The 23,200-nt window shown below is 60.8% G+C and carries 25 protein-coding genes; 12 read left to right on the plus strand and 13 right to left on the minus strand.

Features of this window, described 5'->3' with window-relative positions; genetic code table 11:
- Positions 1-14 precede the first annotated feature (14 nt).
- Positions 15-1,388 carry an FAD-containing oxidoreductase gene (locus AC2GXZ_RS01060; protein ID WP_483757276.1) on the minus strand — a complete coding sequence of 458 codons (1,374 nt, stop codon included), beginning with the start codon at positions 1,386-1,388 and terminating at the stop codon, positions 15-17.
- On the minus strand, positions 1,385-1,861 hold the full coding sequence (locus AC2GXZ_RS01065) for a DUF4126 family protein (RefSeq protein WP_483757277.1): 477 nt from the start codon (positions 1,859-1,861) through the stop codon (positions 1,385-1,387). Before AC2GXZ_RS01065 ends, AC2GXZ_RS01060 begins: the two co-directional genes overlap by 4 nt.
- A 462-nt stretch (positions 1,862-2,323) precedes the next feature.
- Between AC2GXZ_RS01065 and AC2GXZ_RS01070 the strand changes: the two genes are divergently transcribed.
- From AC2GXZ_RS01070 to AC2GXZ_RS01100, 7 genes are all read left to right on the plus strand, one after another.
- Complete coding sequence (locus AC2GXZ_RS01070) at positions 2,324-4,162, plus strand: sensor histidine kinase (RefSeq protein WP_483757278.1); 1,839 nt, start codon at positions 2,324-2,326, stop codon at positions 4,160-4,162.
- Entirely contained in the window at positions 4,159-5,547 is a 1,389-nt protein-coding gene (locus AC2GXZ_RS01075; protein WP_483757279.1) for a sigma-54-dependent transcriptional regulator, read from the plus strand. The genes AC2GXZ_RS01070 and AC2GXZ_RS01075 overlap by 4 nt, the downstream gene beginning before the upstream one ends.
- A gap of 241 nt (positions 5,548-5,788) precedes the next feature.
- Positions 5,789-6,772 carry a tripartite tricarboxylate transporter substrate-binding protein gene (locus tag AC2GXZ_RS01080; RefSeq protein ID WP_483757280.1) on the plus strand — a complete coding sequence of 328 codons (984 nt, stop codon included), beginning with the start codon at positions 5,789-5,791 and terminating at the stop codon, positions 6,770-6,772.
- Positions 6,773-7,002: 230 nt separating this feature from the next.
- Positions 7,003-7,464 carry a tripartite tricarboxylate transporter TctB family protein gene (locus AC2GXZ_RS01085; RefSeq protein ID WP_483757281.1) on the plus strand — a complete coding sequence of 154 codons (462 nt, stop codon included), beginning with the start codon at positions 7,003-7,005 and terminating at the stop codon, positions 7,462-7,464.
- A gap of 57 nt (positions 7,465-7,521) precedes the next feature.
- Complete coding sequence (locus AC2GXZ_RS01090; protein WP_483757282.1) at positions 7,522-9,027, plus strand: tripartite tricarboxylate transporter permease; 1,506 nt, start codon at positions 7,522-7,524, stop codon at positions 9,025-9,027.
- 240 nt (positions 9,028-9,267) lie between these two features.
- On the plus strand, positions 9,268-10,965 hold the full coding sequence (locus tag AC2GXZ_RS01095) for an HWE histidine kinase domain-containing protein (RefSeq protein WP_483757283.1): 1,698 nt from the start codon (positions 9,268-9,270) through the stop codon (positions 10,963-10,965).
- 98 nt (positions 10,966-11,063) lie between these two features.
- Entirely contained in the window at positions 11,064-12,077 is a 1,014-nt protein-coding gene (locus AC2GXZ_RS01100; protein WP_483758224.1) for a DNA topoisomerase IB, read from the plus strand.
- 193 nt (positions 12,078-12,270) lie between these two features.
- Here the strand turns inward: AC2GXZ_RS01100 and AC2GXZ_RS01105 are convergent, their stop codons facing one another.
- From AC2GXZ_RS01105 to AC2GXZ_RS01120, 4 genes are all read right to left on the minus strand, one after another.
- Complete coding sequence (locus tag AC2GXZ_RS01105; RefSeq protein WP_483757284.1) at positions 12,271-12,831, minus strand: DJ-1/PfpI/YhbO family deglycase/protease; 561 nt, start codon at positions 12,829-12,831, stop codon at positions 12,271-12,273.
- A gap of 56 nt (positions 12,832-12,887) precedes the next feature.
- Positions 12,888-13,085 carry a hypothetical protein gene (locus tag AC2GXZ_RS01110; protein WP_483757285.1) on the minus strand — a complete coding sequence of 66 codons (198 nt, stop codon included), beginning with the start codon at positions 13,083-13,085 and terminating at the stop codon, positions 12,888-12,890.
- 262 nt (positions 13,086-13,347) lie between these two features.
- Complete coding sequence (locus AC2GXZ_RS01115; RefSeq protein WP_483757286.1) at positions 13,348-13,497, minus strand: hypothetical protein; 150 nt, start codon at positions 13,495-13,497, stop codon at positions 13,348-13,350.
- A gap of 45 nt (positions 13,498-13,542) precedes the next feature.
- Positions 13,543-13,803, minus strand: coding sequence for a hypothetical protein (locus tag AC2GXZ_RS01120; protein WP_483757287.1), 261 nt, complete (start codon positions 13,801-13,803; stop codon positions 13,543-13,545).
- 213 nt (positions 13,804-14,016) lie between these two features.
- On the opposite strand from AC2GXZ_RS01120, the gene glgX reads away from it, so the two are divergent.
- Positions 14,017-16,095 (plus strand): glycogen debranching protein GlgX, encoded by a 2,079-nt coding sequence (gene glgX, locus AC2GXZ_RS01125; RefSeq protein ID WP_483757288.1) that lies wholly within the window; start codon positions 14,017-14,019, stop codon positions 16,093-16,095.
- A 7-nt stretch (positions 16,096-16,102) separates the two neighbouring features.
- Here the strand turns inward: glgX and AC2GXZ_RS01130 are convergent, their stop codons facing one another.
- Positions 16,103-16,561, minus strand: a complete 459-nt coding sequence (locus tag AC2GXZ_RS01130) for a MarR family winged helix-turn-helix transcriptional regulator (RefSeq protein WP_483757289.1) — start codon at positions 16,559-16,561, stop codon at positions 16,103-16,105.
- 60 nt (positions 16,562-16,621) lie between these two features.
- Here AC2GXZ_RS01130 and AC2GXZ_RS01135 point away from each other — a divergent pair, with 60 nt between their 5' ends.
- Both AC2GXZ_RS01135 and AC2GXZ_RS01140 read left to right on the plus strand, forming a co-directional pair.
- Positions 16,622-17,155 (plus strand): antibiotic biosynthesis monooxygenase, encoded by a 534-nt coding sequence (locus AC2GXZ_RS01135; protein WP_483757290.1) that lies wholly within the window; start codon positions 16,622-16,624, stop codon positions 17,153-17,155.
- Positions 17,156-17,217: 62 nt separating this feature from the next.
- Entirely contained in the window at positions 17,218-17,631 is a 414-nt protein-coding gene (locus AC2GXZ_RS01140) for a YkgJ family cysteine cluster protein (protein ID WP_483757291.1), read from the plus strand.
- A gap of 36 nt (positions 17,632-17,667) precedes the next feature.
- Here AC2GXZ_RS01140 and glgA read toward each other — a convergent pair whose 3' ends face one another.
- Together glgA and AC2GXZ_RS01150 are read right to left on the minus strand one after the other, a co-directional pair.
- A complete protein-coding gene (gene glgA / locus AC2GXZ_RS01145; RefSeq protein WP_483757292.1) occupies positions 17,668-19,146 on the minus strand; it encodes a glycogen synthase GlgA in 1,479 nt (492 codons plus the stop codon).
- A gap of 413 nt (positions 19,147-19,559) precedes the next feature.
- Positions 19,560-19,892, minus strand: a complete 333-nt coding sequence (locus tag AC2GXZ_RS01150) for a DUF2934 domain-containing protein (RefSeq protein WP_483757293.1) — start codon at positions 19,890-19,892, stop codon at positions 19,560-19,562.
- 176 nt (positions 19,893-20,068) lie between these two features.
- Here AC2GXZ_RS01150 and AC2GXZ_RS01155 point away from each other — a divergent pair, with 176 nt between their 5' ends.
- On the plus strand, positions 20,069-20,314 hold the full coding sequence (locus AC2GXZ_RS01155; RefSeq protein ID WP_483757294.1) for a hypothetical protein: 246 nt from the start codon (positions 20,069-20,071) through the stop codon (positions 20,312-20,314).
- 62 nt (positions 20,315-20,376) lie between these two features.
- Here AC2GXZ_RS01155 and AC2GXZ_RS01160 read toward each other — a convergent pair whose 3' ends face one another.
- The 3 genes from AC2GXZ_RS01160 to AC2GXZ_RS01170 form a co-directional block, all read right to left on the minus strand.
- Complete coding sequence (locus AC2GXZ_RS01160) at positions 20,377-20,877, minus strand: YciE/YciF ferroxidase family protein (RefSeq protein WP_483757295.1); 501 nt, start codon at positions 20,875-20,877, stop codon at positions 20,377-20,379.
- Positions 20,878-21,011: 134 nt separating this feature from the next.
- A complete protein-coding gene (locus AC2GXZ_RS01165) occupies positions 21,012-21,182 on the minus strand; it encodes a hypothetical protein (RefSeq protein ID WP_483757296.1) in 171 nt (56 codons plus the stop codon).
- A 189-nt stretch (positions 21,183-21,371) separates the two neighbouring features.
- Positions 21,372-21,587, minus strand: coding sequence for a hypothetical protein (locus AC2GXZ_RS01170; protein ID WP_483758285.1), 216 nt, complete (start codon positions 21,585-21,587; stop codon positions 21,372-21,374).
- Positions 21,588-21,741: 154 nt separating this feature from the next.
- Between AC2GXZ_RS01170 and AC2GXZ_RS01175 the strand changes: the two genes are divergently transcribed.
- On the plus strand, positions 21,742-22,248 hold the full coding sequence (locus AC2GXZ_RS01175) for a sigma-70 family RNA polymerase sigma factor (RefSeq protein WP_483757297.1): 507 nt from the start codon (positions 21,742-21,744) through the stop codon (positions 22,246-22,248).
- A 10-nt stretch (positions 22,249-22,258) separates the two neighbouring features.
- On the opposite strand, the gene AC2GXZ_RS01180 is transcribed toward AC2GXZ_RS01175, so the two are convergent.
- Positions 22,259-22,981 (minus strand): glutathione S-transferase, encoded by a 723-nt coding sequence (locus tag AC2GXZ_RS01180; protein ID WP_483757298.1) that lies wholly within the window; start codon positions 22,979-22,981, stop codon positions 22,259-22,261.
- Positions 22,982-23,200: the final 219 nt, after the last annotated feature.

Here is a 23,200-nt window from a genome sequence, read left to right on the forward strand (position 1 = left end):
GCTTGCCGATCCCCTTATGCCGGTTTCATCGACAGGATGACGGTCGGCCAGAGTTCGGAGACGGTCGGGTGGATGGGTACGGCCCAGCGCAGGTCGTCGTAACTTGCGCCGACATTCATCAGGTCGAGCACGCCATGGACGGCCTCGTCGCCGCCGGTTCCGAGCAGGGCAGCACCGAGGATCTTTTTCGTCTTCGCATCGGCGACGATCTTCATGAACCCCTTTGTCTCGCCCTTTTCGACGGCGCGGCCGACATTGGTCATCGGGCGCTTGCCGACCAGGACGTCATGGCCGGCCTTGCGGGCTTCCGCTTCGCCCAGGCCGACGCGGCCAAGCGGCGGGTCGATAAAGAGCGCATAGCCCAGCAGGCGTTGCGACAGCTTGCGGTCCTCGCCGTCGAAAAGATTGGCGGCGACGATCTCGAAGTCGTTATAGGCGGTGTGGGTGAAAGCGCCGCGACCATTGCAGTCTCCCACCGCCCAGATCCCGTCGACATTGGTGGCGAGCCTGTCATCCACCTTGATGAAACCGCGCGCATCCAGTTCAATGCCGGCCTTGTCGAGACCGAGATCATCGGTATTCGGGCGACGGCCAACCGCGAGCAGCACATCGGTGCCGATGACTTCCGGATCGCCTTCGTGGCAATTCACCCCGACCGCGATATCGTCTTCATGCCGGCGGAAGCGGATACATTCGGCATTGGTGCGGATATGGATGCCCTCGGCCTCCAGGATGTCGCGCACCGCGTCGGAAATGTCCTCGTCCTCGCGGCCGATGATGCGGGGGCCTTTTTCCACCACCGTCACTTCCGATCCGAAACGGCGATAGATCTGCGCATATTCGAGGCCGATATAACTGCCGCCGATGATGACCAGATGTTTCGGCAGCCGGTCCAGCAAAACGATGTCGCTGTTGGTCATGTAAGGGATGTCACCGACGCCGGCGAAATCCGGGATTGTCGCGCGTGCCCCGACATTCAAAAAGATCTGCGGTGCGGTCAGCAGCTCGTCGCCGACGCGGATGGTGTTTCTGCTTTCGAAGCGCGCATGGCCGCGGATCAGCTCGCAATTCGGCATGCCTTCAAGCCAGTTTTCGTTGCTGTGGCGGCTGTCGAGCGTCACCTTGTGGGAGCGTCGCATCACGGCCTGCATGTCGATGGTGACGTCACCGCCGATGCCGATGCCGTAATCTGCGGCGCGGCGGGCGAGATGGGCGGCATAGGCGCTGGCAACCAAGGTCTTGGTCGGCTTGCAGCCGGTGTTGACGCAGGTTCCGCCGACATGTTTGCGTTCGATGATCGCGACCGTCTTGCCGGCGTCGTTGAAACGGCCGGCAAGCGACGGTCCCGCCTGTCCGGCGCCGATGATGATCGCGTCGAATTTTTTCATACCGTCGGCGCTCCCGGCAGAAGCAGGATGATGATGAATGCGACAACGAAGGCGACGCCATCCTCGATGAAGGCTGCCGGCGGGTCGCGGCCGAAGCTGGCGGCAAGCTTTGCCCGCGCCCAGGCGCCGCAATAGGTGCCGGCTACTGCTCCCAGCACACCGGAAACAAGGCCTGCAAGCCACAGGCCATGCGGCATGCCGATCGCAGCACCTGCAAGCCCGCCGGTCAGAAGACGGGTGATGAACTGCTGCGGCACCTTGCGGCTCGGTGTGTTGGGCAGCTGGTCGGTCACCAGTTCGAGAACGGCAAGAATGGTGAGGATCAAAACCGCCCAGTTTGACCCCATGAAGGAGAGCCAGGTGCCGGAGAGGTTCAGCCAGCCAAGGGCTGCCGCCCAGCTGACGAGGGCCGGCGCCATCATGGCCCTCAGGCCGGCGACGATGCCCATGAAAAGCGCAAGCAAGGAAACCATTGTCATACCCCTCTGCCGCGTGACGCGGACCGCCCTCATTGATTGTGCATCGAAGCGATATTCCACCCCAAGTCAAGCGACTTGGAGAATGCTGTTCTTACGACGCAGTCGGGATACTAGTTTATCTTGGTTCGTCCTTATCATCCCACAACGCAGCCCATATTTCCCGAGGCAGAGGTTGCCGGGCTTTGTCAGTGAGCTCGATCCCATATTCTTTGCGCAGACGGGCCGCAGTCTCGATCGGGGTTTCGGCAGGCTTATGCCCTGGCGTTTGCACCCGAGGAGCAGGGAAATCTTCCGGCATCATTCTTCCCTCCGTGATGCTTCATACGGTAGCCCCAACCCACCGATCTTTTCCCATACTGCCGTCACTGCAGCCATGCCGCGAAAAGTCGATGGAAAATTCTTCCGCACTCCGTAATATGCACCAGCTTTAGTTGAGGGAGGAGGAGCCCTTTTTTCGTGAAGCATCGTATCGCGGCAGTGTTCGTGCTGTGCGTGGCCATCGGTCTCGTGGTCACCGTCAAGGCCTATGATCTGGTGGCGCGCAGCCATATGAGGGAGGCGGAGCTGCAGGCGGCGACGACGCTTCGGCTCGCCGTCTCTGCACTGGACGGACATCTGAAGCGCTACGAGGCCCTGCCGGCGCTGACGGCCGATGACGAAATCATCGAGGTGCTGATCCGCGATCCGGGCAATGAGGTGCTGAGGCTTGAGGCCAACCGTTATCTCAAGTCGGTCAATGCGCTGCTGAAATCCTCCGACATCTATATCATGACGCCGGACGGTTCGACGATCGCCGCCAGCAATTACGACAGGCCGATCAGCTTTGTCGGCGAAAATTTCAGCTATCGACCGTATTTCCAGGAGGCGGTGCGGGGCGAACATTCGCGATTTTTCGCGGTCGGCACGACATCGGCGAAGCGCGGGTATTATTTCAGCTCGCCGATCGTCATGGGCGGACGGATCCTCGGCGTGATCGTGTTCAAGGTCGATCTCGACACGATCGAGGCGTCGTGGAGCGGCGGCGACGACCGCATTTTCGTGTCTGATCCGGAAGGCATCATCTTCATGACCGGCAGCGACGAATGGCGTTATGCGGCCGTCCTGCCTCTGACAGCCGATCGGATCGCCCGCACGCAGGCCTCGCGGCGTTATGCTGACGCCAGGCTGCAAGAACTGCCTTTCACTTATGGCAGCTTTGCCGGGCATGAGACGATGCTGATCCGCGGGCTTGCGGGCAGCCGCTCGACGGAACGGGAATATCTCTATGTCAGCCAAGCCATGCCCGGCGCCGGCTGGACGGTCAATGTGTTGATGGACACGGCCTCGGTGCGCTGGCAGGCGCAGACGATGATGGCGGCGGTGTTTCTGGCACTCTGCCTTGCCGGCCTCGCCCTTGCGATCGTCATCCAGCGGCGGGCGCGGCTTGCCGAGCGGATGCATCTGCAGGCGGAAGCGCAAAACGAGCTGGAGCGCCGGGTGGCGGAACGCACCGCCGATCTTGCCCGGGTCAACAGCCGGATCGCCGACGAGATCGCCGAGCGGCGGCTGACCGAACAGCGCCTGCGCCAGACACAGGCGGATCTGGTACAGGCAGGCAAGCTTGCGGGCCTTGGCCAGATGTCGGCGGCGCTTTCGCACGAACTCAACCAGCCGCTTGCCGCGGCAAAAACCTACGCCGAGACGACAGGCCTTCTGATCGAGCGCGGGCGGATTGTTGACGCGGCGGACAATCTGCGGCGCATCTCGGCGCTGATCGACCGGATGGCCTCGATCAGCAAACATCTTCGCAATTTCGCCCGCAAGCCGAATGAGAAGCTCGGTGCCGTCAATGTCGAGGATGTCATCCGCGATACGATGGAGATCGTTTCGGCGCGGCTGAAGACCGCCGATGCTAAACTTCGCATCACGATCGAGCCGCACCTGCCGCGGGTGATGGCAGGTGCTGTGCGGCTGCAGCAGGTGCTCGTCAATATCGTCACCAATGCCGCCGACATGGCCGAGGAGGTAACCGACCGTCGTATCGATCTCGAGGCCGCAGCGACGGGCGACAAGGTCTCGATCACGGTGCGCGACCATGGACCGGGCGTGCCGGCGGCCATTCGCGAGCGTATCTTCGATCCGTTCTTCACCACCAAGGGGGTGGGCAAGGGACTGGGGCTCGGGCTGTCGATCTCCTACAATATCGTCAAGGATTTTCGCGGCAGCCTGTCGGTTGCCGATCATCCGGACGGCGGGGCGGTGTTTCGCATCGAACTCGAGATTGCCGATGCAGGCGTGATGGAGGCTGCCGAATGACGCTGCAGCAGCGCGTGCTTCTGGTCGATGACGAGGAGGAACTGCGGCGCTCCACCGCCCAGGCGCTGGAGCTGTTCGATCTGTCGGTCGATACATTCCAGAATGCCGAAAGCGTTCTGGAACTGTCCGGCTTCGGTTTCGACGGGGTGATCGTCAGCGATATCCGCATGCCGGGGCTCGACGGCATGACGCTTCTGCACCGGATCCGCGAGCTCGATGCGGAGATTCCGGTCATCCTCGTCACCGGTCATGGCGACGTGCAGCTGGCGGTGAAGGCGATGCGCGAGGGGGCTTATGATTTCCTCGAAAAGCCATTCACGCCTCAGCATCTGGCAGGGGTCATCCGGCGGGCGCTGGAACGGCGTTCGCTGATCCTCGAAAACCGGCGTCTGCGGGCCGTTGCCGGCAAACGCGACGACGTTGAAGCGCGGCTGCCGGGCCGCACCCAGGTGATGGTCGACCTGCGTTACCGCATCCGGGCGATCGGCGCGACGGATGCCGATACGCTGGTGATCGGCGATACCGGCGTCGGCAAGGAGGTGGTTGCCCGCGCGCTGCACGATATCAGCCCGCGCGCCAACCGACCGCTGATCGCCATCAACTGTGCAGCACTTCCCGAAACACTGATCGAAAGCGAACTTTTCGGCCATGAGGCCGGTGCCTTTCCCGGTGCGATTCGTCCGCGTTACGGAAAATTCGAACATGCGCGCGGCGGCACGATCCTGCTCGACGAGATCGGCTCCATGCCCTTCGACCTGCAGGCAAAATTCCTGCGTGTGCTGCAGGAGCGGGTGATCACCCGGCTGGGGTCCAACGAGATCGTGCCGCTCGATGTGCGCTTCATCGCCACCAGCAAGGTCGATCTGCAGGCCGAGGTTGCTGCCGGGCGGTTCCGCGCCGATCTGCTCTACCGGCTGAATGTCGCGACGCTGCATGTGCCGTCGCTGTCGCAGCGGCGGGCGGATATTCCGCTGCTCTTCCTGCAGCTCGTGCGCGAGGCGGCTGCGCGTTACGGCCGCGAGGACATGGATGTGCCGCCGGATGTCGTGTCACTGGTCGCCCAGCGGGACTGGCCCGGCAATGTTCGCGAGTTGCGCAATGCCGCCGACCGGCTGGTGCTCGGGCTCGATCCGGGAACCGGCGAGGGGATCAGCGAAGCTGCTTCAGGGACGAAGGACGCGGGCGGCCGGCTGGCGGAAAAGGTCGCCGCCTTCGAGCGCAACCTGATCGCCGGCGAGATTGCCGCCCATGGCGGGGCGCTGAAGCCGGTCTACGAGGCGCTCGGAATTTCGCGCAAGACGCTTTACGAGAAGATGCAGAGATACGGGCTCGACAAGAAGATGCTGGGGGCAGAAGGGATGGCGCAGGACGATCGGAACGGGTGAGGGGGCTGTTCCCTTCCGGTCGAAGTCTCCGCCATGTTGGGTGGATTTCCACCCGTACCCGCCGCCCTTTGTTTCCAAATCCACCCATGCTGCAGCGCGAGCGGTGAATTATCCTGTTCCGCCTTGTCTTTCGCCAATTGCCAGCGCTTCGGCGCGGCCCGCAAATGGGCGTCATGCAGGCGTCGGGAGGAGACCACGCCGGCGGCATTGGCCCGGACGTCTCGTCCTTGAGGAGGAAAACATGAAAATCCTGAACGCCGTTCTCGGTGTAACGGCGCTTGCCGCCATTTCGTTCCTGTCCGTCGAGGCGGTCGCCGCCGGGTATCCCGAGCGGCAGATCACCATGGTCGTGCCGTTTGCCGCCGGCGGGCCGACCGATACGGTTGCCCGTCTCGTTGCAGAATCGATGTCTAAGGATCTCGGCCAGCAGATCGTCGTCGAAAATGTCGGCGGTGCGGGCGGCACGCTTGGTGCCGGACGCGTGGCGGCTGCGGAGGCCGACGGTTACACCGTGCTGCTGCATCATATCGGCATGGCGACCAGCGCCACGCTTTACCGCAAGCTCGCCTATGATACGCTCAACGCCTTCGATTATGTCGGCCTCGTTACCGACGTGCCGATGACGATCGTTGCCCGCAAGGACATGGCGGCGAGCGATCTCAAGGGGCTGGTGGAATACGCAAAGGCCAATGCCGACAAGGTGACGGTTGCCAATGCCGGCATCGGCGCCGCGTCGCATCTGTGCGGCATGCTGTTCATGAGCGCCATCCAGACGCCGCTCGTCACGGTACCCTACAAGGGAACCGGTCCGGCGATGACCGACCTTCTCGGCGGGCAGGTCGATATCATGTGCGACCAGACCACCAATACGACCAAGCAGATCCAGGGCGGCACGATCAAGGCCTATGCTGTCACCTCTCCGGAACGTCTGGCGATCTTCAAGGATCTGCCGACGGTTAAGGAAGAAGGGCTTGAAAGCATGACGGTCGGCATCTGGCACGGCATCTACACGCCGAAGGGCACGTCGGCTGAGATCAACGACCGGCTGTCGAAATCGCTGCAGGTGGCGCTGAAGGACAAGAATGTCGCCGCCCGCTTCGCCGAACTCGGCACCGTCCCGTCGCCGGAAGCGGATGCGACACCGGCAGCGCTGAAAGCCAAGCTCGAAAGCGAGATTGTCCGTTGGCAGCCGATCATCAAGGCCGCGGGGCAATACGCAGATTGATTTAGATCGCGGGCTTGTCTGCCCCTCACCCTAACCCTCTCCCCGCAGGCGGGGCGAGGGACGAGTTTACCACAGGCCTTGCCAGTACCCTCAACTCTCAGAACGGACGGGCGGTTGCGGCAGAGATCCTTCGCCCCGTCTGCGGGGAGACGGTGCCGGCAGGCGGATGAGGGGTGGAATAACAACCAAGGCGCAAATCCGTCTGCCTCTCCCACATTCACGGAGACACCATGAATTCCCAGTCATTCGACAAGGCCAACCTGATCTGCGGCATTCTGCTGATCCTGGCCGGCGTCTTCTTCGCCTACCAGTCGATCGAGCTCGAACTCGGTACCGCGTTTCGCATGGGGCCGGGATATTTCCCGTTCATCCTGGCGCTGGCTTTGATCCTGTTCGGGGCGATCATTCTCTTTCAGGCCTTCCGGACCGCAGGCGAGCCGATCGGGCCGATTGCCTGGCGCGGCATGATCTTCATTCTCGCGGCGCCGATCTTCTTTGGTCTGACCGTGCGGGGACTGGGTTTCGTGCCTTCACTGTTTCTTTCTGCGCTGATTGCGGCCTTTGCTTCCCACAAGATGAAGCCGCTGACGGCGCTTGTTCTGGCGGTGCTGCTGACGGTCTTTTCGATCGCCGTGTTCTCCTACGGGCTCGGGCTGCCGTTCCAGCGTTTCGGCCCGTGGACGCGGTTTTGAGATGGAAACCATCTCCAGTTCCGCTTTGACGATGGCCCCGTTTGCAGGATTAGCGTAATGGATCTTTTCAATAATCTTCTCCTCGGCTTCCAGACGGCAGGGTCGATCGAGAACCTGTTCTTCTGCCTGATCGGGGTGCTGCTCGGCACATTGATCGGTGTGCTGCCCGGCATCGGCGCCACGGCAACGATTGCCATGCTGTTGCCGATCACCTTCCAGCTCGAGCCGGTGTCGTCGCTGATCATGCTGTCCGGCATCTATTACGGTGCTCAGTATGGTGGCTCGACCACGGCGATCCTGATCAACATGCCGGGCGAATCCTCGTCGGCAGTGACGGCCATCGACGGTTACCAGATGGCCCGCAAGGGCAAGGCGGGTGCGGCGCTGGCGATTGCCGCGATCGGCTCCTTCTTCGCCGGCACCGTCTCCACCTTCCTGGTCGCCATCTTTGCGCCGCCGCTTACCCAGATCGCGCTGCAATTCGGTGCCGCCGAATATTTCTCGCTGATGGTGGTCGGCCTCGTGTCGTCGATCACGCTGGCGCATGGTTCGATCATCAAGGCGCTGGCGATGGTGGCGCTCGGCCTGCTGCTCGGCCTTGTCGGGACTGACATCTATACCGGTGCACCGCGCTTCACGCTCGGCATTCGCGAATATGCGGATGGGCTGAATTTCGTTGCCGTCGCTGTCGGTGTCTTCGGTATCGCGGAAATCCTGCGCAATCTGGAAAACGAGAAAACCCGCACGGTGCTGATGGCGAAGGTCCAGGGGCTGATGCCGAGCCGCGAGGATTTTCGGGCGATGATCGCGCCGGTCCTGCGCGGCACGGCGATCGGTTCCATCCTCGGCATTTTGCCGGGGGGAGGAGCGATCCTTGCCTCGTTCGCGTCCTACACGGTGGAAAAGAAGGTCTCCAAAACGCCCGAGGAATTCGGCCATGGCGCGATTGCCGGCGTCGCCGGTCCCGAATCGGCCAACAATGCCGGTGCGCAGACCTCGTTCATCCCGCTGCTGACGCTCGGCATTCCGGCCAACCCGGTGATGGCGCTGATGGTGGGTGCGATGATCATCCAGGGCATCGTGCCCGGACCCAATGTGGCGGCCGAACAGCCGGCGCTTTTTTGGGGCATCATCGCCTCGATGTGGATCGGCAACCTGATGCTGGTCATCCTCAACCTGCCGCTGATCGGGCTGTGGGTGAAGCTTTTGACCATTCCCTATTACCTGCTTTTCCCGATCATCATGGCCTTCTGCGCGATCGGGGTCTACAGCGTCAATTCCAATATCTACGATCTCTATGCGGTCGCCTTTTTCGGCCTTATCGGCTACCTGCTCCTGAAACTGCGCTGCGAGCCGGCACCGCTGCTGCTCGGCTTCGTTCTCGGGCCGCTGCTGGAAGAAAACCTCCGGCGGGCGATGATCCTGTCGCGCGGCGATCCCTCGACCTTCGTCACGCGGCCGATCAGCGCCGGGCTGCTTGCCATTGCCGTCATTGTGCTGATCGTCGTCTTCCTGCCAAGTGTCAGGAAAAAGCGCGAAGAGGTATTTGTCGACGAGGATTAAAGGCCGCCCCACGCTGCCAGATGCTGTCCGGCCTGTCCCGTAATGGCACAGGCCGGAGACGTTTTCGCAAGCCTGCCGACCGGCGGTGGTCCGAATTGTATCAAACAAATCTTGGCGTTATCCGCAAAAGCCGCTAGAACCGTGCTGCTAAGATGCATTTAGCGAGGGCGGGACGGACTGATGACCAGTTTTGGCGGGCAGCTTCTGCCTGCAGCACTATTGTTGGCTTAAGACGACCGGATGCTCAGGTTTTCGCGTCTTTTCCCGACTGCTTCGATCAGTGCCTATCTGATGGCGCTGGTGATCGTCGTCGCGTTTCCGCTTCTGGCCTTTGTCGGCTTCCTTGTCCTGCAGCTGGAAAGCCAGGAGCGCGAGGGGCTGGCCAACGAGACCGCCGAGGATGCGCAGCTGATTGCCCGCTCTGTCGATCGTGAATTGCAGGACATGGCGACGACGCTTCGCCTGCTGATCACCTCGCCGGAGCTTGAGGCCGCCGACCTGAAGGCCTTCCACGACCGTACCCAGCGCAGCCTGCGCTCCAATTCGCTTTATGTGATCGTCGTCGACAAGGACGGCCAGCAGAAGCTCAACACCCGTTCGCCGTTCGGTGATGCGCTGACCAGGATGTCTAACATGCCGGCGCTGCAATCGGTGCTGAAATCCGGCATTACCGAGGTCTCCAGCGTGTTTTTCGGCAAGACCAGCGACAAGTGGGTGTTCAACGTCGCCATGCCGCTGCCGGACGAGCTTTCCCATGCCGGCTCGGCGATCATCATGACGCAGAATGCTGACGACATGGAAAAGCTGATCTCCGTCGAGGGGCTGCCCACCGGCTGGTCAGCCGCTGTCATCGATGGCCAGGGGCAGGTCGTGGCCTCTGCCGGAGCGGAAAAAATCCCTGCGGGCAAGGCCTTCGATCCCGAGACATTACGGCTGATGACCGGGTTCAAGGGCACGATCGAGGATGTCGACGGCGAAGGCAAGCAGATGTACGGCTATTCCCAGATCACCGGATGGACCTGGAAGGCTGTCGTGTGGGGACCGATCGCTGCGGCGCAGGAAGGCATTATCACCACGTTCAAACAGCTGGTCGCAGGCGGGGTGATCTTCCTGACACTGGCGGTTCTTCTCGCCTACACGATCGCCCGCCAGCTTCGTACGCCGATCCGGCAGATCGCCAACATGGCCGAGCGGATGGGGCAGGGCGAGATCGTCTCGCCAGTCGAAACGCGGATTACCGAAGCCAACCAGGTGGCGGTGGCGCTGTCCAACGCCTCGTTCGACCGCAGCCAGGCGGAAGACCGCATCCATCTCATCCTGCACGAACTGGTGCACCGGACGAAAAATATCCTCACCCTTGTCCAGGCGATGATGCGCCAGCTCGGCCGCCAGGACACGACGATGGCGGAATTCCAGAAGGCGGTCAGCACCCGCCTCCAGGGCCTGAGCCGGTCGATCGAGGCGCTTGCCAAGGAACAATGGGCCGGCGTGCGGCTGAAGCGTGTCATCGAAATCCATCTGTCGACCTTCGAGGCGGGAGACCGGCTGCTGATGCAGGGGGACGATTTCATGCTGAAGGCGGAGGCGGTGCAAAACCTCGGCCTCGTGCTGCATGAACTCGCCACCAATTCGGTGAAATATGGCGCTCTTTCGGTGCCGCAGGGCCATGTGCGGATCAGTTGGCGGGATGTGGCGGCCGAGGATGACGGTCCCACGAAGATAAGCCTCGTCTGGGAAGAGAGCGGTGGCCCGCTGGTCCGGGAGCCATCACGCAAGGGGTTCGGCAGCACCATTATCCAGCGCCATGCGATTGCGGCATTCGGCGGTCAGGTCGATGTCGAGTTCCATCCGGAAGGGCTTGTCTGGCGGCTTGTTGCGCCGCGCGCCAACCTGGAACGGGACGAGGCGAGCGACGAACGCCGCGGATTGGTGATCTGACGAGCAGGCCGTTGCCGGCGATTTGATCGATCGACAAGGAACCGCCGGGCGCCGTCATCGTTTTAGCGGCCATGGATCTGTCTCTCAAAACCATCGAAATCGATGCCGTTTCGCTTGAGGCGATCGGCCTGACCTATGTCAGCGATACCGAGCCCGGTATCCGGCGGCTAAGGCGCGGCAAGGGATTTTCCTACAGGCTTCCGGATGGTGTATCGCTTTCGAGCGAGGATGACCGGGTGCGGATCGCCGCACTCGGCCTGCCGCCAGCCTATGACAATGTCTGGATCTGCCTTGATCCGCGCGGCCATCTGCAGGCGACCGGTTACGATGCGCGCGGGCGGAAGCAGTATCGTTATCACAGCGAATGGCAGACATATCGCAGCGAGCAGAAATTCGATCAGCTCGCCCGTTTCGGCGAGGCGCTGCCGCGGATCCGGCGCAAGGTGAAACGGGATCTCTCGCTTGGCCTCGACCAGTCGGATTGCGTGCTGGCGGCCCTCGTTGCCCTGATGGATGCGACCCATTTGCGGGTCGGCAATCGCGCTTATGCCAAGGAAAACCGCACCTATGGCGCAACGACATTGTTGAAGCGGCATATGCTTTTGTCGGGCGATGGGGTGCTTTTGAAATTCACCGCCAAGGGCGGGAAACGGGTGCAGCACACGCTGAAACATCCACGCCTGCAACGTATCTTTGAGGAAATCGCCGACCTTCCCGGTCGCCAGCTGTTTTCGTTCCCCGATGAACATGGCACGCCGCGACCGGTCGATTCGGGCCGGCTCAACGCCTATCTGGCCAAGGCTGCCGGTTTTCCGGTTTCTGCCAAGACGTTCCGCACCTGGGGCGGCAGTCTGGCCGCCTTCATGGAAGCCTGGAAGACGGTCGAGGAAGACGACAGGCGGCCAAAGATCAAGGCTCTGACGACGGCTGCGTCCGAAGTGCTGCAGAACACACCGGCCGTCTGCCGCTCGAGTTATGTTCATCCGAGCATTCTCGATCTTGCCGAAGACGACGCGTCGCTCAGGGCAATCATGGGGAAAGGGGCGGCGTTGAAACCGTCGCGCGGGCTTCGGATGCATGAGGCGAGACTGGTGGAATTTTTGAAGGAATAAATCCAAGGGAATAGAATGGCGCCGCGTGCGGGCAGCCCCTCATCCGGCTGTCGCCACCTTCTCCCCGCCAGCGGGGAGAAGGGTATGCCGCACCGCTAGCGTCTCACCTCAAGATTTGCCGGGTCGCGTTCCCTCTCCCCGTTTAAGAGGAGAGGGTCAGGGTGAGCGGTGTCCAACAAATTCCTGAGGCTGCTCAAGCGGCGTAACGCTGATGCTGGCCTTCCTCCACCTCTTCGACGATCTTGTCGACGAATTGCTCAAGGTCCTTGGGCGAACGCGAGGTGATGATGCCGTTGTCGACGACGACCGCCTCGTCCTTCCAGCTGGCGCCTGCATTACGAAGGTCGGTGCGGATCGACGGGTAGGAGGTTGCCTGGCGACCGCGCAGGGCATCGGCCTCGACCAGCAGCCAGGGGCCGTGACAGATGGCGGCAACCGGCCTGCCGCTGGCGACGAACTGGCGAACCAGATCGACGGCGTCCGCATGATTGCGCAGCACATCCGGGTTGATCTGGCCGCCGGGAAGAACCAGAGCGTCGAAGTTCTCGGGCTTCACCTGACCGACCTCCAGGTCTACTGGCACGCTGTCGCCCCAGTCCTTTTCGTCCCAGCTGCGGATCTCGCCGGATTTGATCGAGGCGATCTTGACGTCGGCACCGCGTCGCTTCAGTTCTTGAAGGGGTATACGCAGTTCCGAACGTTCGTAACCGTCGGTGGCGAGAATGAGAATTTTGGCAGAATCGATCTTTGCCATGATTGGCTCCTTTATGGATTGTTTTTCGTGGCTTGATAGATGGTCGCTGCTCTCGGTTAGAGGCGGCCTGTCGACAGGTCCCGGCCGTTGATCGACGCCGGCACGCTGATTTCGTCGCGCGGCGACTTCGGTAACGGCAGCACGACGGCATCGGGCACGATCACCTGCAATGCCGCGGGATGAGCCACCTGGAAAACCGGGTGCTGTTTCCGGGATGAAAACCGGTTCCTGAGCATTCCGAGAATGTTTCGCATGGCAATCTCCCACAGAATTCCCGGACAAGGATATCTTGAGCGGGCCGTCGTGCCGGTCGGTTGCGACCTGTCACAAGGGGCTAACCGAGAAGCCTAAGGAAACGTTCCCGATAATTTACGGTGGGTCATGGATCGTGATGATGGGCGGCCATCGAGCTCTAACCGATCGGTCGCATCAAACAATTTGCTCTCGCGGCCACGCGGGACCACGAGAGCATGGGGCCTCATTTGCTGAGGCCTCTCCCCTCCTCGGGAATAAAATTCAGACCGGAATAACGAACATGTAGCAGGCGGCAATTACCAGCGCGAAACCTGCCACTTCAAACCATTCCCTGACCATAGCCGCCTCCAATGTCGTCTGGTTGAAGAACGTGTGTAGCCCATTCTGGTTCCACGAAATTGCCATAAACATGGCAGGGAGGTCACAATTGAGAACAGCCGTTAATATGACAATTTTCTAACCGGCTTCGGCTCTTGCACGGGCGGCTTCGAGGATGGCGCGGATTTCCCGCGCCGCTGCATTTTCTATGGCGAAGGCAGCTTCCGGCATGACGCCGGGATCCTCCTCGTGATCCTTGAAGGTCGCGTCATCGCGCAGTTTTCTCAAAAAAGTGGTGATCGTCACTTCGCCGCCGATCATCGCCGCCAACATCTCGATCATCAGCTCGCGGTGGGCGTTGATCCGTCCTTCGAGTTCCTGTGGTGTCAGGGATGTCATCGGCTTTCCTCCTGTTGCGGCAAAGGAAGATAGAGGGCGGGGCCACCGAGGGAACGATCAAGCGTGATTTTTCGACACGGACGGTGCGTTGAGGCTCGCGAAGGCGATCTCGTTTGCGTCTCGGATCGGCACGGAACCAAATGCCGCGCCGCACCATTGTAGGGCAGATTTCCTCACATCGATTTTCCGGGATTTTCTGGCAAGGGGCGCTGCATGGACATGAAAGCCAATTCGTTCACGATCGAGCCGGGTGACTGGACGCGTCTCGGAGCCAATTTCGACGGCGAAGGGGTCAATTTCGCGATCTTCTCCGCTCATGCCGAAAGGGTGGAGCTCTGCCTTTACGATCCGAGCGGAAAGATCGAGATCGCCAAGCTCGACCTGCCGGAATATACGCATGAGATCTGGCATGGTTATGTGCCGGGCCTGCCGCCGGGCGCGCTTTATGGCTTTCGCGTTCATGGTCCCTACGATCCCGAAAACGGCCACCGGTTCAATCCGAGCAAGCTGCTGATCGATCCTTACGCGCGCGAAATTGCCGGCGATATTGAATGGAATGAGGCGCATTTCGCCTATGACCTGCTCGCCAAGGACAAGGATCTCACCTTCGATACGCGCGACAGCGCGCCGTTCACGCCGAAGGCCAAGGTGATCGATCCGAACGAATTCGACTGGCAGGACAAAAACCGCCCGAACATTGCCTGGCCGAAGGCCGTCGTCTACGAGACCCATGTAAAGGGGTTTACCCAGCTCAATTCCGCCATTCCGAAAGAGCTGCGCGGTACGTTCGAAGGCATGGGCCACAAGGCTTCCGTCGAGTATATCAAGAGCCTCGGCATCACCTCGGTCGAGCTGTTGCCGGTTCACTGGTTTCCCGACGACCAGCATTTGCTCGACAAGGGCATGAAAAATTTCTGGGGTTATAATTCGCTCGGCTTTTTCGCACCCGCCTCGCGATATTACGGCCCGCGAGGTATCCAGGGTTTCCGCGACATGGTGCGGTCGTTCCATGATGCCGGGGTCGAGGTCATTCTCGACGTGGTCTACAATCACACGGCGGAAGGCAACGAACTTGGCCCGACGCTCTCCTTCAAGGGCATCGACAACTTTTCCTATTACCGCACGATGCCGGACCAGCACCGTTATTACATCAACGACACCGGCACCGGGAATACCGTCAACACCTCGCATCCGCGGGTGCTGCAGATGGTGATGGACAGCCTTCGCTACTGGGCGGAATCGATGCATATCGATGGTTTCCGCTTTGATCTCGGCACCATTCTCGGCCGCGAGCCGGAAGGGTTCGACGAGCGCGGCGGTTTCTTCGATGCGATCACGCAGGACCCGGTCCTGTCCAGGCTGAAGCTGATCGGCGAGCCTTGGGATATCGGTCCGGGCGGTTATCAGGTCGGTGGGTTTCCTCCGGGCTGGGCCGAATGGAACGACAAATATCGCGACACCGTGCGCGAATACTGGAAGGGCGACAATGTCTCGACCGATTTCGCCGCCCGTCTGCTCGGTTCGGGCGATCTCTACGACCAGCGCGGCCGCCGGCCCTGGGCAAGCGTCAACTTCATCACCGCCCATGACGGGTTCACGCTGAACGATCTCGTTTCCTATAACGAGAAACACAATGAGGCGAATGGCGAGGACAATAACGACGGCCACAACGACAACCGCTCCTACAATTACGGCGCGGAAGGTCCGACCGAGGACGAGGGCATCAATGCCGAGCGCGACCGGCAGAAGCGCAACTTCCTTGCAACGCTGCTCTTTTCCCACGGCACGCCGATGCTGCTTGCCGGCGACGAGTTCGGCCGCAGCCAGCTCGGCAACAATAACGGCTATTGCCAAGATAGCGAGATTTCCTGGGTGCATTGGGACGACCTGCCGGAAAGCTGCGAGAGCCTGCGGGAGTTCACCCGCGAGGTGATCCGGCTGCGGGCCGAGCAGCCGCTTTTGCGGCGCGAAAGCTGGCGCGACGGGACCGATATCAAGTGGTTCAATGCCGGCGGCGGTTTCCAGCAGCCGGAGCAATGGGACGAAGGTACCACGCTCGGCGTCTATCTCGGCCGCGGCGACCTGCAGGAGGAAGACGGCATCTGGCACGACGTGCTTTTGCTGTTCAATCCGTTCGAAGGCAATGTGCCCTTCCGTATCCCGCAATTCGGCGAGGGCGGCTGGGTTCTGGAGCTGACCACCTGCGACACCAAGAAACGTGGTCTGACCATCACCAAGGAAAAGGATTTCGAGCTGGAAGGGCGCAGTTTGGCGTTGTTCCGGCGGCCTTGATATGTGCCTATTCGCCCAACCCGGAGCGCATCTTGCGGAGGAGGGCGAAGGCCGTGTTTTGTTCCTGATGATCGAGTGGTGCCAGCATCTTCGCCGCGAGGGCACGGCGTTTGTCGAGTATCGCACGGACTATGGCTTCGCCGTCTTCGGTCAGTCGCAGCGATGTCGAGCGACGGTCGATAAGAGATGGCTGGCGTGCGACCAGACTTTTGGCTTCCAGCTCCGCGACGACACGGGTGACCTGTGCCTTGTCGCGTCCCGTCAGGTCCGCGAGCGCCATAACGCTTGCGCCCGGCAGCCGGCCGATCGACACGAGAAGCTCGTTCTGGAACGGTGTCGACCGGTGCCTGCCGACTTCCGGTGCATAGCGCATCTCGGCCCGGAAACGCTGCGAGATCTCTCTCAGGAGTTCGGTGATGTCGTCGTCCATCGGCTGGCTCACGGGCGATATAGTTGACAATGTCATCTTTGTTCCATAGCAGGCAAGGCCATGATTTCGATAGCCTGAACGGGGACAAACAGCATCATGTCGCAGGTGACACGCATCATCCATCGGCGCGCCAATCCCGGTTTCGAGAAACAGTATGAGGATCTGGCGAGAGGCATGCTGGAAGCCTGTTCAAAGGCAAAGGGTTATCTCTTCTCGACCCTCATTCCGCCGCGTGTCGAGGGCGAGGAATTTCATTTCGTCCAGGTGTTCGCCTCACAGGCCGATCTCGATGCCTGGCGGCAATCGGATGCATCGCATGACTGGCATGACAGGCTGAGCGTGGTTTCCGACCACGAACCGGAATATCGCATTTTCAACACGACCGACCTGTGGTTTTCGACGAGCGGGCTGACGATGCCGAGGCAGCCGGCCCGCTGGCGGATGGCGCTGGTGATCTGGATGGGGATTTTCCCGACCGCGTCCTTTTATGTCTATTTCCTGTTTCCGATGCTGGCGACCGTTCCGTTCCTCCTCAAGATGCTGATCGCCACGGCGCTGATCGTGCCGACCATGTATTTCGGCATCCTGCCGATCATCCTCAAACGGATGGGCTGGTTCCTGAAGCGTTAGGCGCTAAGCCCGGCTGTCTGGCGAAACGTCTGCGAGATCGCCAAGGGCGCCAGATGTGCTAGATGTCGGCCATGGACCATGCCGTTGCCACCGTCAAAAGCCGCATCTGCGGCACCTGCACGCTCTGTTGCCGCCTGCCGGATATCGATCATTTCGACAAACCGGCCGACGAATGGTGCAGGCATTGTGTGGCGGGCGAAGGCTGTTCGATCTATGCGGACCGTCCGTCGGTCTGTCGCGAGTTCCTCTGTCTGTGGATGACCGACGACGTGCTGGGTGACGAGTGGGAACCGTCGCGATCGCATATGATGGTCTATCGTCAGGGGCCGCAGATCACAGTGCTTGCCGATCCCGATTTTCCCGACCTGTGGCGGCACGAGCCGTATATGCCGCAGCTTCAGGCATGGGCAAAAGAGGCCGCCGCATCGGGCGGTTACGTCATCGTCTTCTGGCGCGACGAAGTGTTCAAGGTCTGAGGCGCGTGCCGCAGGGTAAGGCCGGGCATGGCGGCCTCACCAGAACTTCAGGCGCCGCAGGCCCGATTGCGGGCGGGACGCCTTCTGCACCAGGCTCCTGTAGACCGAAGCATATTGCTGGCCGCTGCGTTCCCAGGAAAATTTGGTCTTCATGCCCTGGTTCTGCAGCCTCGCCCACATTTTCGGCTGCTCATAGGCATGCAATGCGCGGCGCAGCGCGAGACGCAGGCCGTTGGTCGTCACCGGATGAAACTGGAAGCCGGTCGCGACGCGTGCCGACATCGCCGCATCATTGGCGTCGATAATGGTTTCCGACAGGCCGCCGGTGCGTGAGACGACCGGCACGCAGCCGTAACGAAGCGCGTAAAGCTGGGTCAGGCCGCAAGGTTCGAAACGCGACGGCTGGACGATCGCGTCGGCTCCACCCTGGACCAGATGGGCGGTCGGTTCGTCATAACCGATATGCACCGCCATGCGCCCGGGGTAACGCGATGCGGTTTCCAAGAGCGACTGTTGGATGGCGTGGTCGCCCTGACCGACGATTATGATCCTGCCGCCATTGTTGATCACCTCGTCCGCCGTCTCGGCCAGCATGTCGATGCCCTTCTGCCAGGTCATGCGGCTGATGGCAGCAAAGATCGGCCCCCGGTCGTCGGCATCGAGGCCGAAACGCTCCAGCAGCGGCCCGCGGTTGTCTCGCTTGCGGCGCAGGTTGGCGATGTCGAAGGTCTGGGGCAGAAATTCGTCGGTGGCCGGATCCCAGACATCGAGGTCGATGCCGTTGACGATGCCGCGCAGCACCTCGACCCGTTCGTTGAGCACGCCGTTCAACCCCATGCCGAAACGCGGCGTCAGGATTTCCCGGGCATAGGTGGGGCTGACGGTGGTGATCACGTCGGCAGTCTGCAATCCGCCTTTGAGGAAGCTGATGTCGCCGAAATATTCCAGCTGGTCGAGTGAATAGGCTTCCGGCGGCAGGCCCAGTTCGGAGATCAGACCGGCCGGATATTGTCCCTGGAAGGCGATATTGTGGATGGTGATGACGACCGGTGTCATGCAGCCGTTGCGGCGCATGTAGACCGAGGTCATCGCCGATTGCCAGTCATGGGTATGGACGAGGTCCGGCACCCAGCCGGGAAGCGCCCCGGCGGCGATTTCGGCTGCCGCGAGCGACAGGACGGCAAAGCGCTTCCAGTTGTCGGAATGGTCTTTTCCGTGGCTGTCGAGATAGGGACCGCCCGGGCGGTCGTAAAGCGTCGGCGCATCGAGAACGAGAAGATCGAGCCCTTCGAAATGCGCGTGGCGCAGCGTCGCGCGCTCTCCGAGCAGATCTTCGAATTCCAGAAGCGGGGTGGCCTGGTCCAGCTGCTGCATCACCTTGGGATAACCGGGGATGAGCGAGGTGGTTTCGATGCCAAGCGGTGCGAGCGCCTTGGGAAGCGACCCGGTGACGTCTGCCAATCCGCCGGTCTTGATCAGCGGATAGATCTCCGACGTAACCGACAGAATTCTCATCGTGGCGCTTTCCCCCTCTGCAGCGACAGGTCTCAAACCTACGCGATTCCGCCGCCGGTCAAAGCGATTATTATGCGTATCGATGGAAAGATAAGCGCTCATCTGTCGCCCCTCCGCAAGATCGCGTGATTGCAAGGCTGCCGTGACGAGAACGAAGGGATGCGACGGCTAGGACCAGTTTTTGTGCGAGGATTGGGCGGGACATGCAGGCGCTGCATTTCAGGATGCCGCAATCGCGGAAATTGCAGTTCCGGGCTCAGTGCGTTCATGCCGGTCGATACGTTCATTATCCTGCCCACATATCTATTCGTCACGCAAATTTCAGTCGCACAAAAGCATAGGCCCGGCGAAACGCTCGCCGGCCATATGCGTGATCAACGCTTACAAAAAAATCGGCCCGGAAGAGTTGGGGCCTACTCGGCAGCCTGTTTCTTCGGCTGCTTCCTGGTCTGTTCCGGCTTTACCGCTGCCGCCGCTGCTGGAACCTTGGCAGGTTTCGGCTCGCTCTTGGCTGCTGTTTTTACCGGTTTTTTCGCGGCAGGTTTCGCTGCCGCCTTGGCTGCGGCCTTTGGCGCCGCCACTTTGGCAGGCTTGCCCGCCGCAGGTGTCGAGGCAGTGGGTTTTTGCGTCGCATATTCCAGCTTCGCCCGTTCCCAGTGCTCGGTGTCCTTGCCGGAGGGGTAACCCTCCTGCTCCCAAAGTTCGTAGGCTCTATGCTTGATCCAATCTTCCTGAGAGGCTGCCATCATCGTCTCCATTCGCCCAAACCGCTAAACGTGTGCTTTGCAAAAACGTTCCGAAGAAATGTTAAAAGCTGCAATGTCAGGTGATGACGCTGCAGGTCATCGGCAGGAAACTTCCCACGTGACAGGAACTTTTGCGCATCGGCTTGGTTCCATCACTCGGGAAGGAGATACTCATCATGCACAACTATTGCGATATAATGCCTCATGCGACCGGATGGGTCTACGTCATCGACGGAATTCAATCCGCGTCATCCTATCACAGTTACGAGTTGGCTCTTGATGCGGCCCGCACGCGTCTTGCGACCCGTGGCGGATACGAGACCCGCATCTTTCGCGCCCAGGGGCTGAATGGCAGCATGCTGCCGATCCAGCCGCCCGTCGCGGTGCTGCCGCCGAGCGTCGGCCCTGTTTCACTGACCTGATCGACACCAGCGATCGAAACGAACAAAGCCCGGAGCGATCCGGGCTTTGTTTTGGCCTGATATCAGGCCGCTTTCTTCGCGGCGGTATTGACCGCCGTCTTGGCGATATTGCTCAGCAGATCGTCGGCACTGGCCTCCTGCTGCAAGGTCTCGTCGAGCAGCGGCACGGCCTTGTCGAGGCCCAGTTGCTCGGCCCAGGCGCGCAGCGTGCCATAGCGGCTGATCTCGTAATGCTCGACGGCCTGAGCGGCGGCGAGAAGCCCGGCATCGAGGGCGGGGGTGCCCTTGAATTCTTCCATCACCTCTTCGCCTTCGGCAAGAATACCTTCGATCGCATCGCAGGTCTTGCCCTGGGCGCGCTTGCCAATGATCTCGAAGACCTGTTTGAGCCGTTCGATCTGGCCCTCGGTTTCTTCCTTGTGATGTTCGAAGGCGGCTTTCAGTTTCGGGTCTTGAGCGCCACGGGCCATTTTCGGCAGCGCTTTCACGATCTGCCGCTCGGCGTAATAGATATCTTTCAGCGTCTCATAGAAAAGATCATTGAGCGTCTTGGTCGTCGCCATTGAATTTCTCCCTGTCGGTTGTCTGATTGACGAGTGCGATCGTCTAACCGGGGGAGGTGGCTAAGGTTCCGGAAGGGTACGGTACTGGACAGTGAGGTATGAAGACGCAGAATTTCGCGACTTCCAGTTCGGCCTCAGCCGTCTAGTTTCTCGTTGAGGGCGTTCTGCAATCGGCGGGCAAGTTCGAGCAGGCGATCAGGAACGGCTTCCTTCTCGATCTCCGTCAGCAGACCCGAGACCTTGCCATTAACGCGGCGTCCCATCCTTGCCTCCCGCTCATCGACCTGAGCATTTTCCTTCGTCATTCCGACCCCTGACGTGAAGGTGCCGAACGAAAACCCGACAACCTTAGCCCAGACCTGTGGCTTGTATAAGATTTTTCTTACAACAAGACCGGTCTCTTCGGAAATCCCGAAAATGTCACAGATGAATATCTATGAAAACGAACGGGCAGCCGGTCGGCAGCTGCCCGTTCGTTTGCCTTACTGCGGCTGTCAATGTTTCGGAGGTTTGGGCGTGCCGGCCGGAATGGCGGTGGTGGTGACGGCAACAGGGTCGCTGGCGGGGAACGTATCCTCCAGGCCTTCCTCCAGCTGCTCTTCCAGATCCGCCCGGTTTGCGGACGTGCGGGCGGAATCCTTTGTCTTCTTATGCCCGGTGGTCTCGTCTCCGGTCCGGTCGCCGCTCTTCTGGCTGTCGTTGAGGCCCATGGCGTTGTCTCCTCGCTTTTGACTGTCTCTACAACGGCGGCCTCGACGGCTTTGTTCCAGGCGCGAAAACGACCGCGTGGTTGCGGAACCAAATCGAGAAGGCATGCGTTTGCCACCGTCATTCCAACCATCAAGTGAGGAGAGGTAGGCAACGGTGTCCGAGTCACAGTTGAACGGTGATCATGCTCGTCAAGATATAGTCAAGCTGATCCCGGCCCTCCGCGCATTTGCACGCACATTCTGCCGCAGTCCTTCGGATGCAGACGATCTGGTGCAGGAAACGCTGATGAAGGCGCTCGCCAATCTCGACAAGTTCGAGCGTGGGACGAAACTTAAATCATGGTTGTTCACGATCATGCGCAACACGTTCTACACGCGGTCGCGGATCCTTGGGCGCGAGGCGCCGGGGCTGGAGGAGAATGTCTCCGGCGACATGCCGGTCGAGGGGGCGCAGGAGTCCGCCGCTCGAGCGCGGGAAGTCCAGCGCGCGCTGCAGAAACTGCCGCCGCATTACCGCGAGGTTCTGACGCTGGTGGCAATCCTCGGCGAAAGCTACGAGGCGACGGCTGCAATTTGCGACTGCGCGGTCGGGACGGTGAAAAGCAGGCTCAACCGGGCGCGGCACCAGATCCTGCAGGAACTGGGCGAGGAGGCCGGTTGAGAGCCTCCCGTCACCGCATGTCAAGTTCGGGATAGTGCCTGAAAATGCCGGATTCGTTGAAGGCGATCCGGCGTTCGGATTTCAGATAGGCCTTGATATTCGGCCGTGAGGCTACCGTGTCGTGCAGCGCCAGAAGCTTCGGGCAGGTTTTTGAGATCGCCTTCATCGCCTTTGGAAAGGCGTAGCGCAGGCCCTCGATCACCTGAAACAGCGACAGATCGACATAGGTCAGTCGATCACCGATGACGAAACCGCTTGCCGACGGATTGCTGTCGATGATCCTTTCGAAATAGCCGAGAAATTTCGGCATGCGGTCGCGGATGAAGGCGGCGGAGCGTGCCTTCGCCGCCTCTTTCTGATCCTCGTAATAATCGCCGGTATTGATCGGGTGATGGGTGTCATGCACCTCGGCGACGAAATCGGTGATCGTCAGCTGCAGTCCGTTTGCCTGAAACCGGCCGGCATCGTCGTCGGCAACGAGGCCAAGTTTCGGACCGAGATAAAGCAGGATGTTGGCGACATGCGAAACGACGAGGTTGCCGTCCTTCAAAAAGGGCGGAGCGAAGGGCATCTGGCCGTGTCCGTGGCTGCCCTTGAGGAAATCCAGCATCGCCTGGGACCCGGACGAACTGCGTGCCGTGTCGATATATTTCGCACCGGCATCCTCCAAAGCGAGGCGAACGAACTCACCGCGTCCCTGGATGCCGTCCCAATAATAGAGTTCATATCCCATGCCGTTTCGAACGCTCCTGGCTGCTCCTTGCGGAAACATAGAGGCAGGCGCGGGTTTTCAAGGTGTTGCACGCATGGCGGTCAGGTTCGTGGCGGCATTGCGACATAAACCGATTGTTTTCAACCGACGATCCCTATCCTTTCCGGCCTTCCGTCCTAGTTTAGCCACACATCAAGACCTGCGGTGATTTGCCACGGTCGAGATGCGAGAGTGTGGCGG

The organism is Aliirhizobium sp. YIM B11859 (assembly GCF_057163345.1).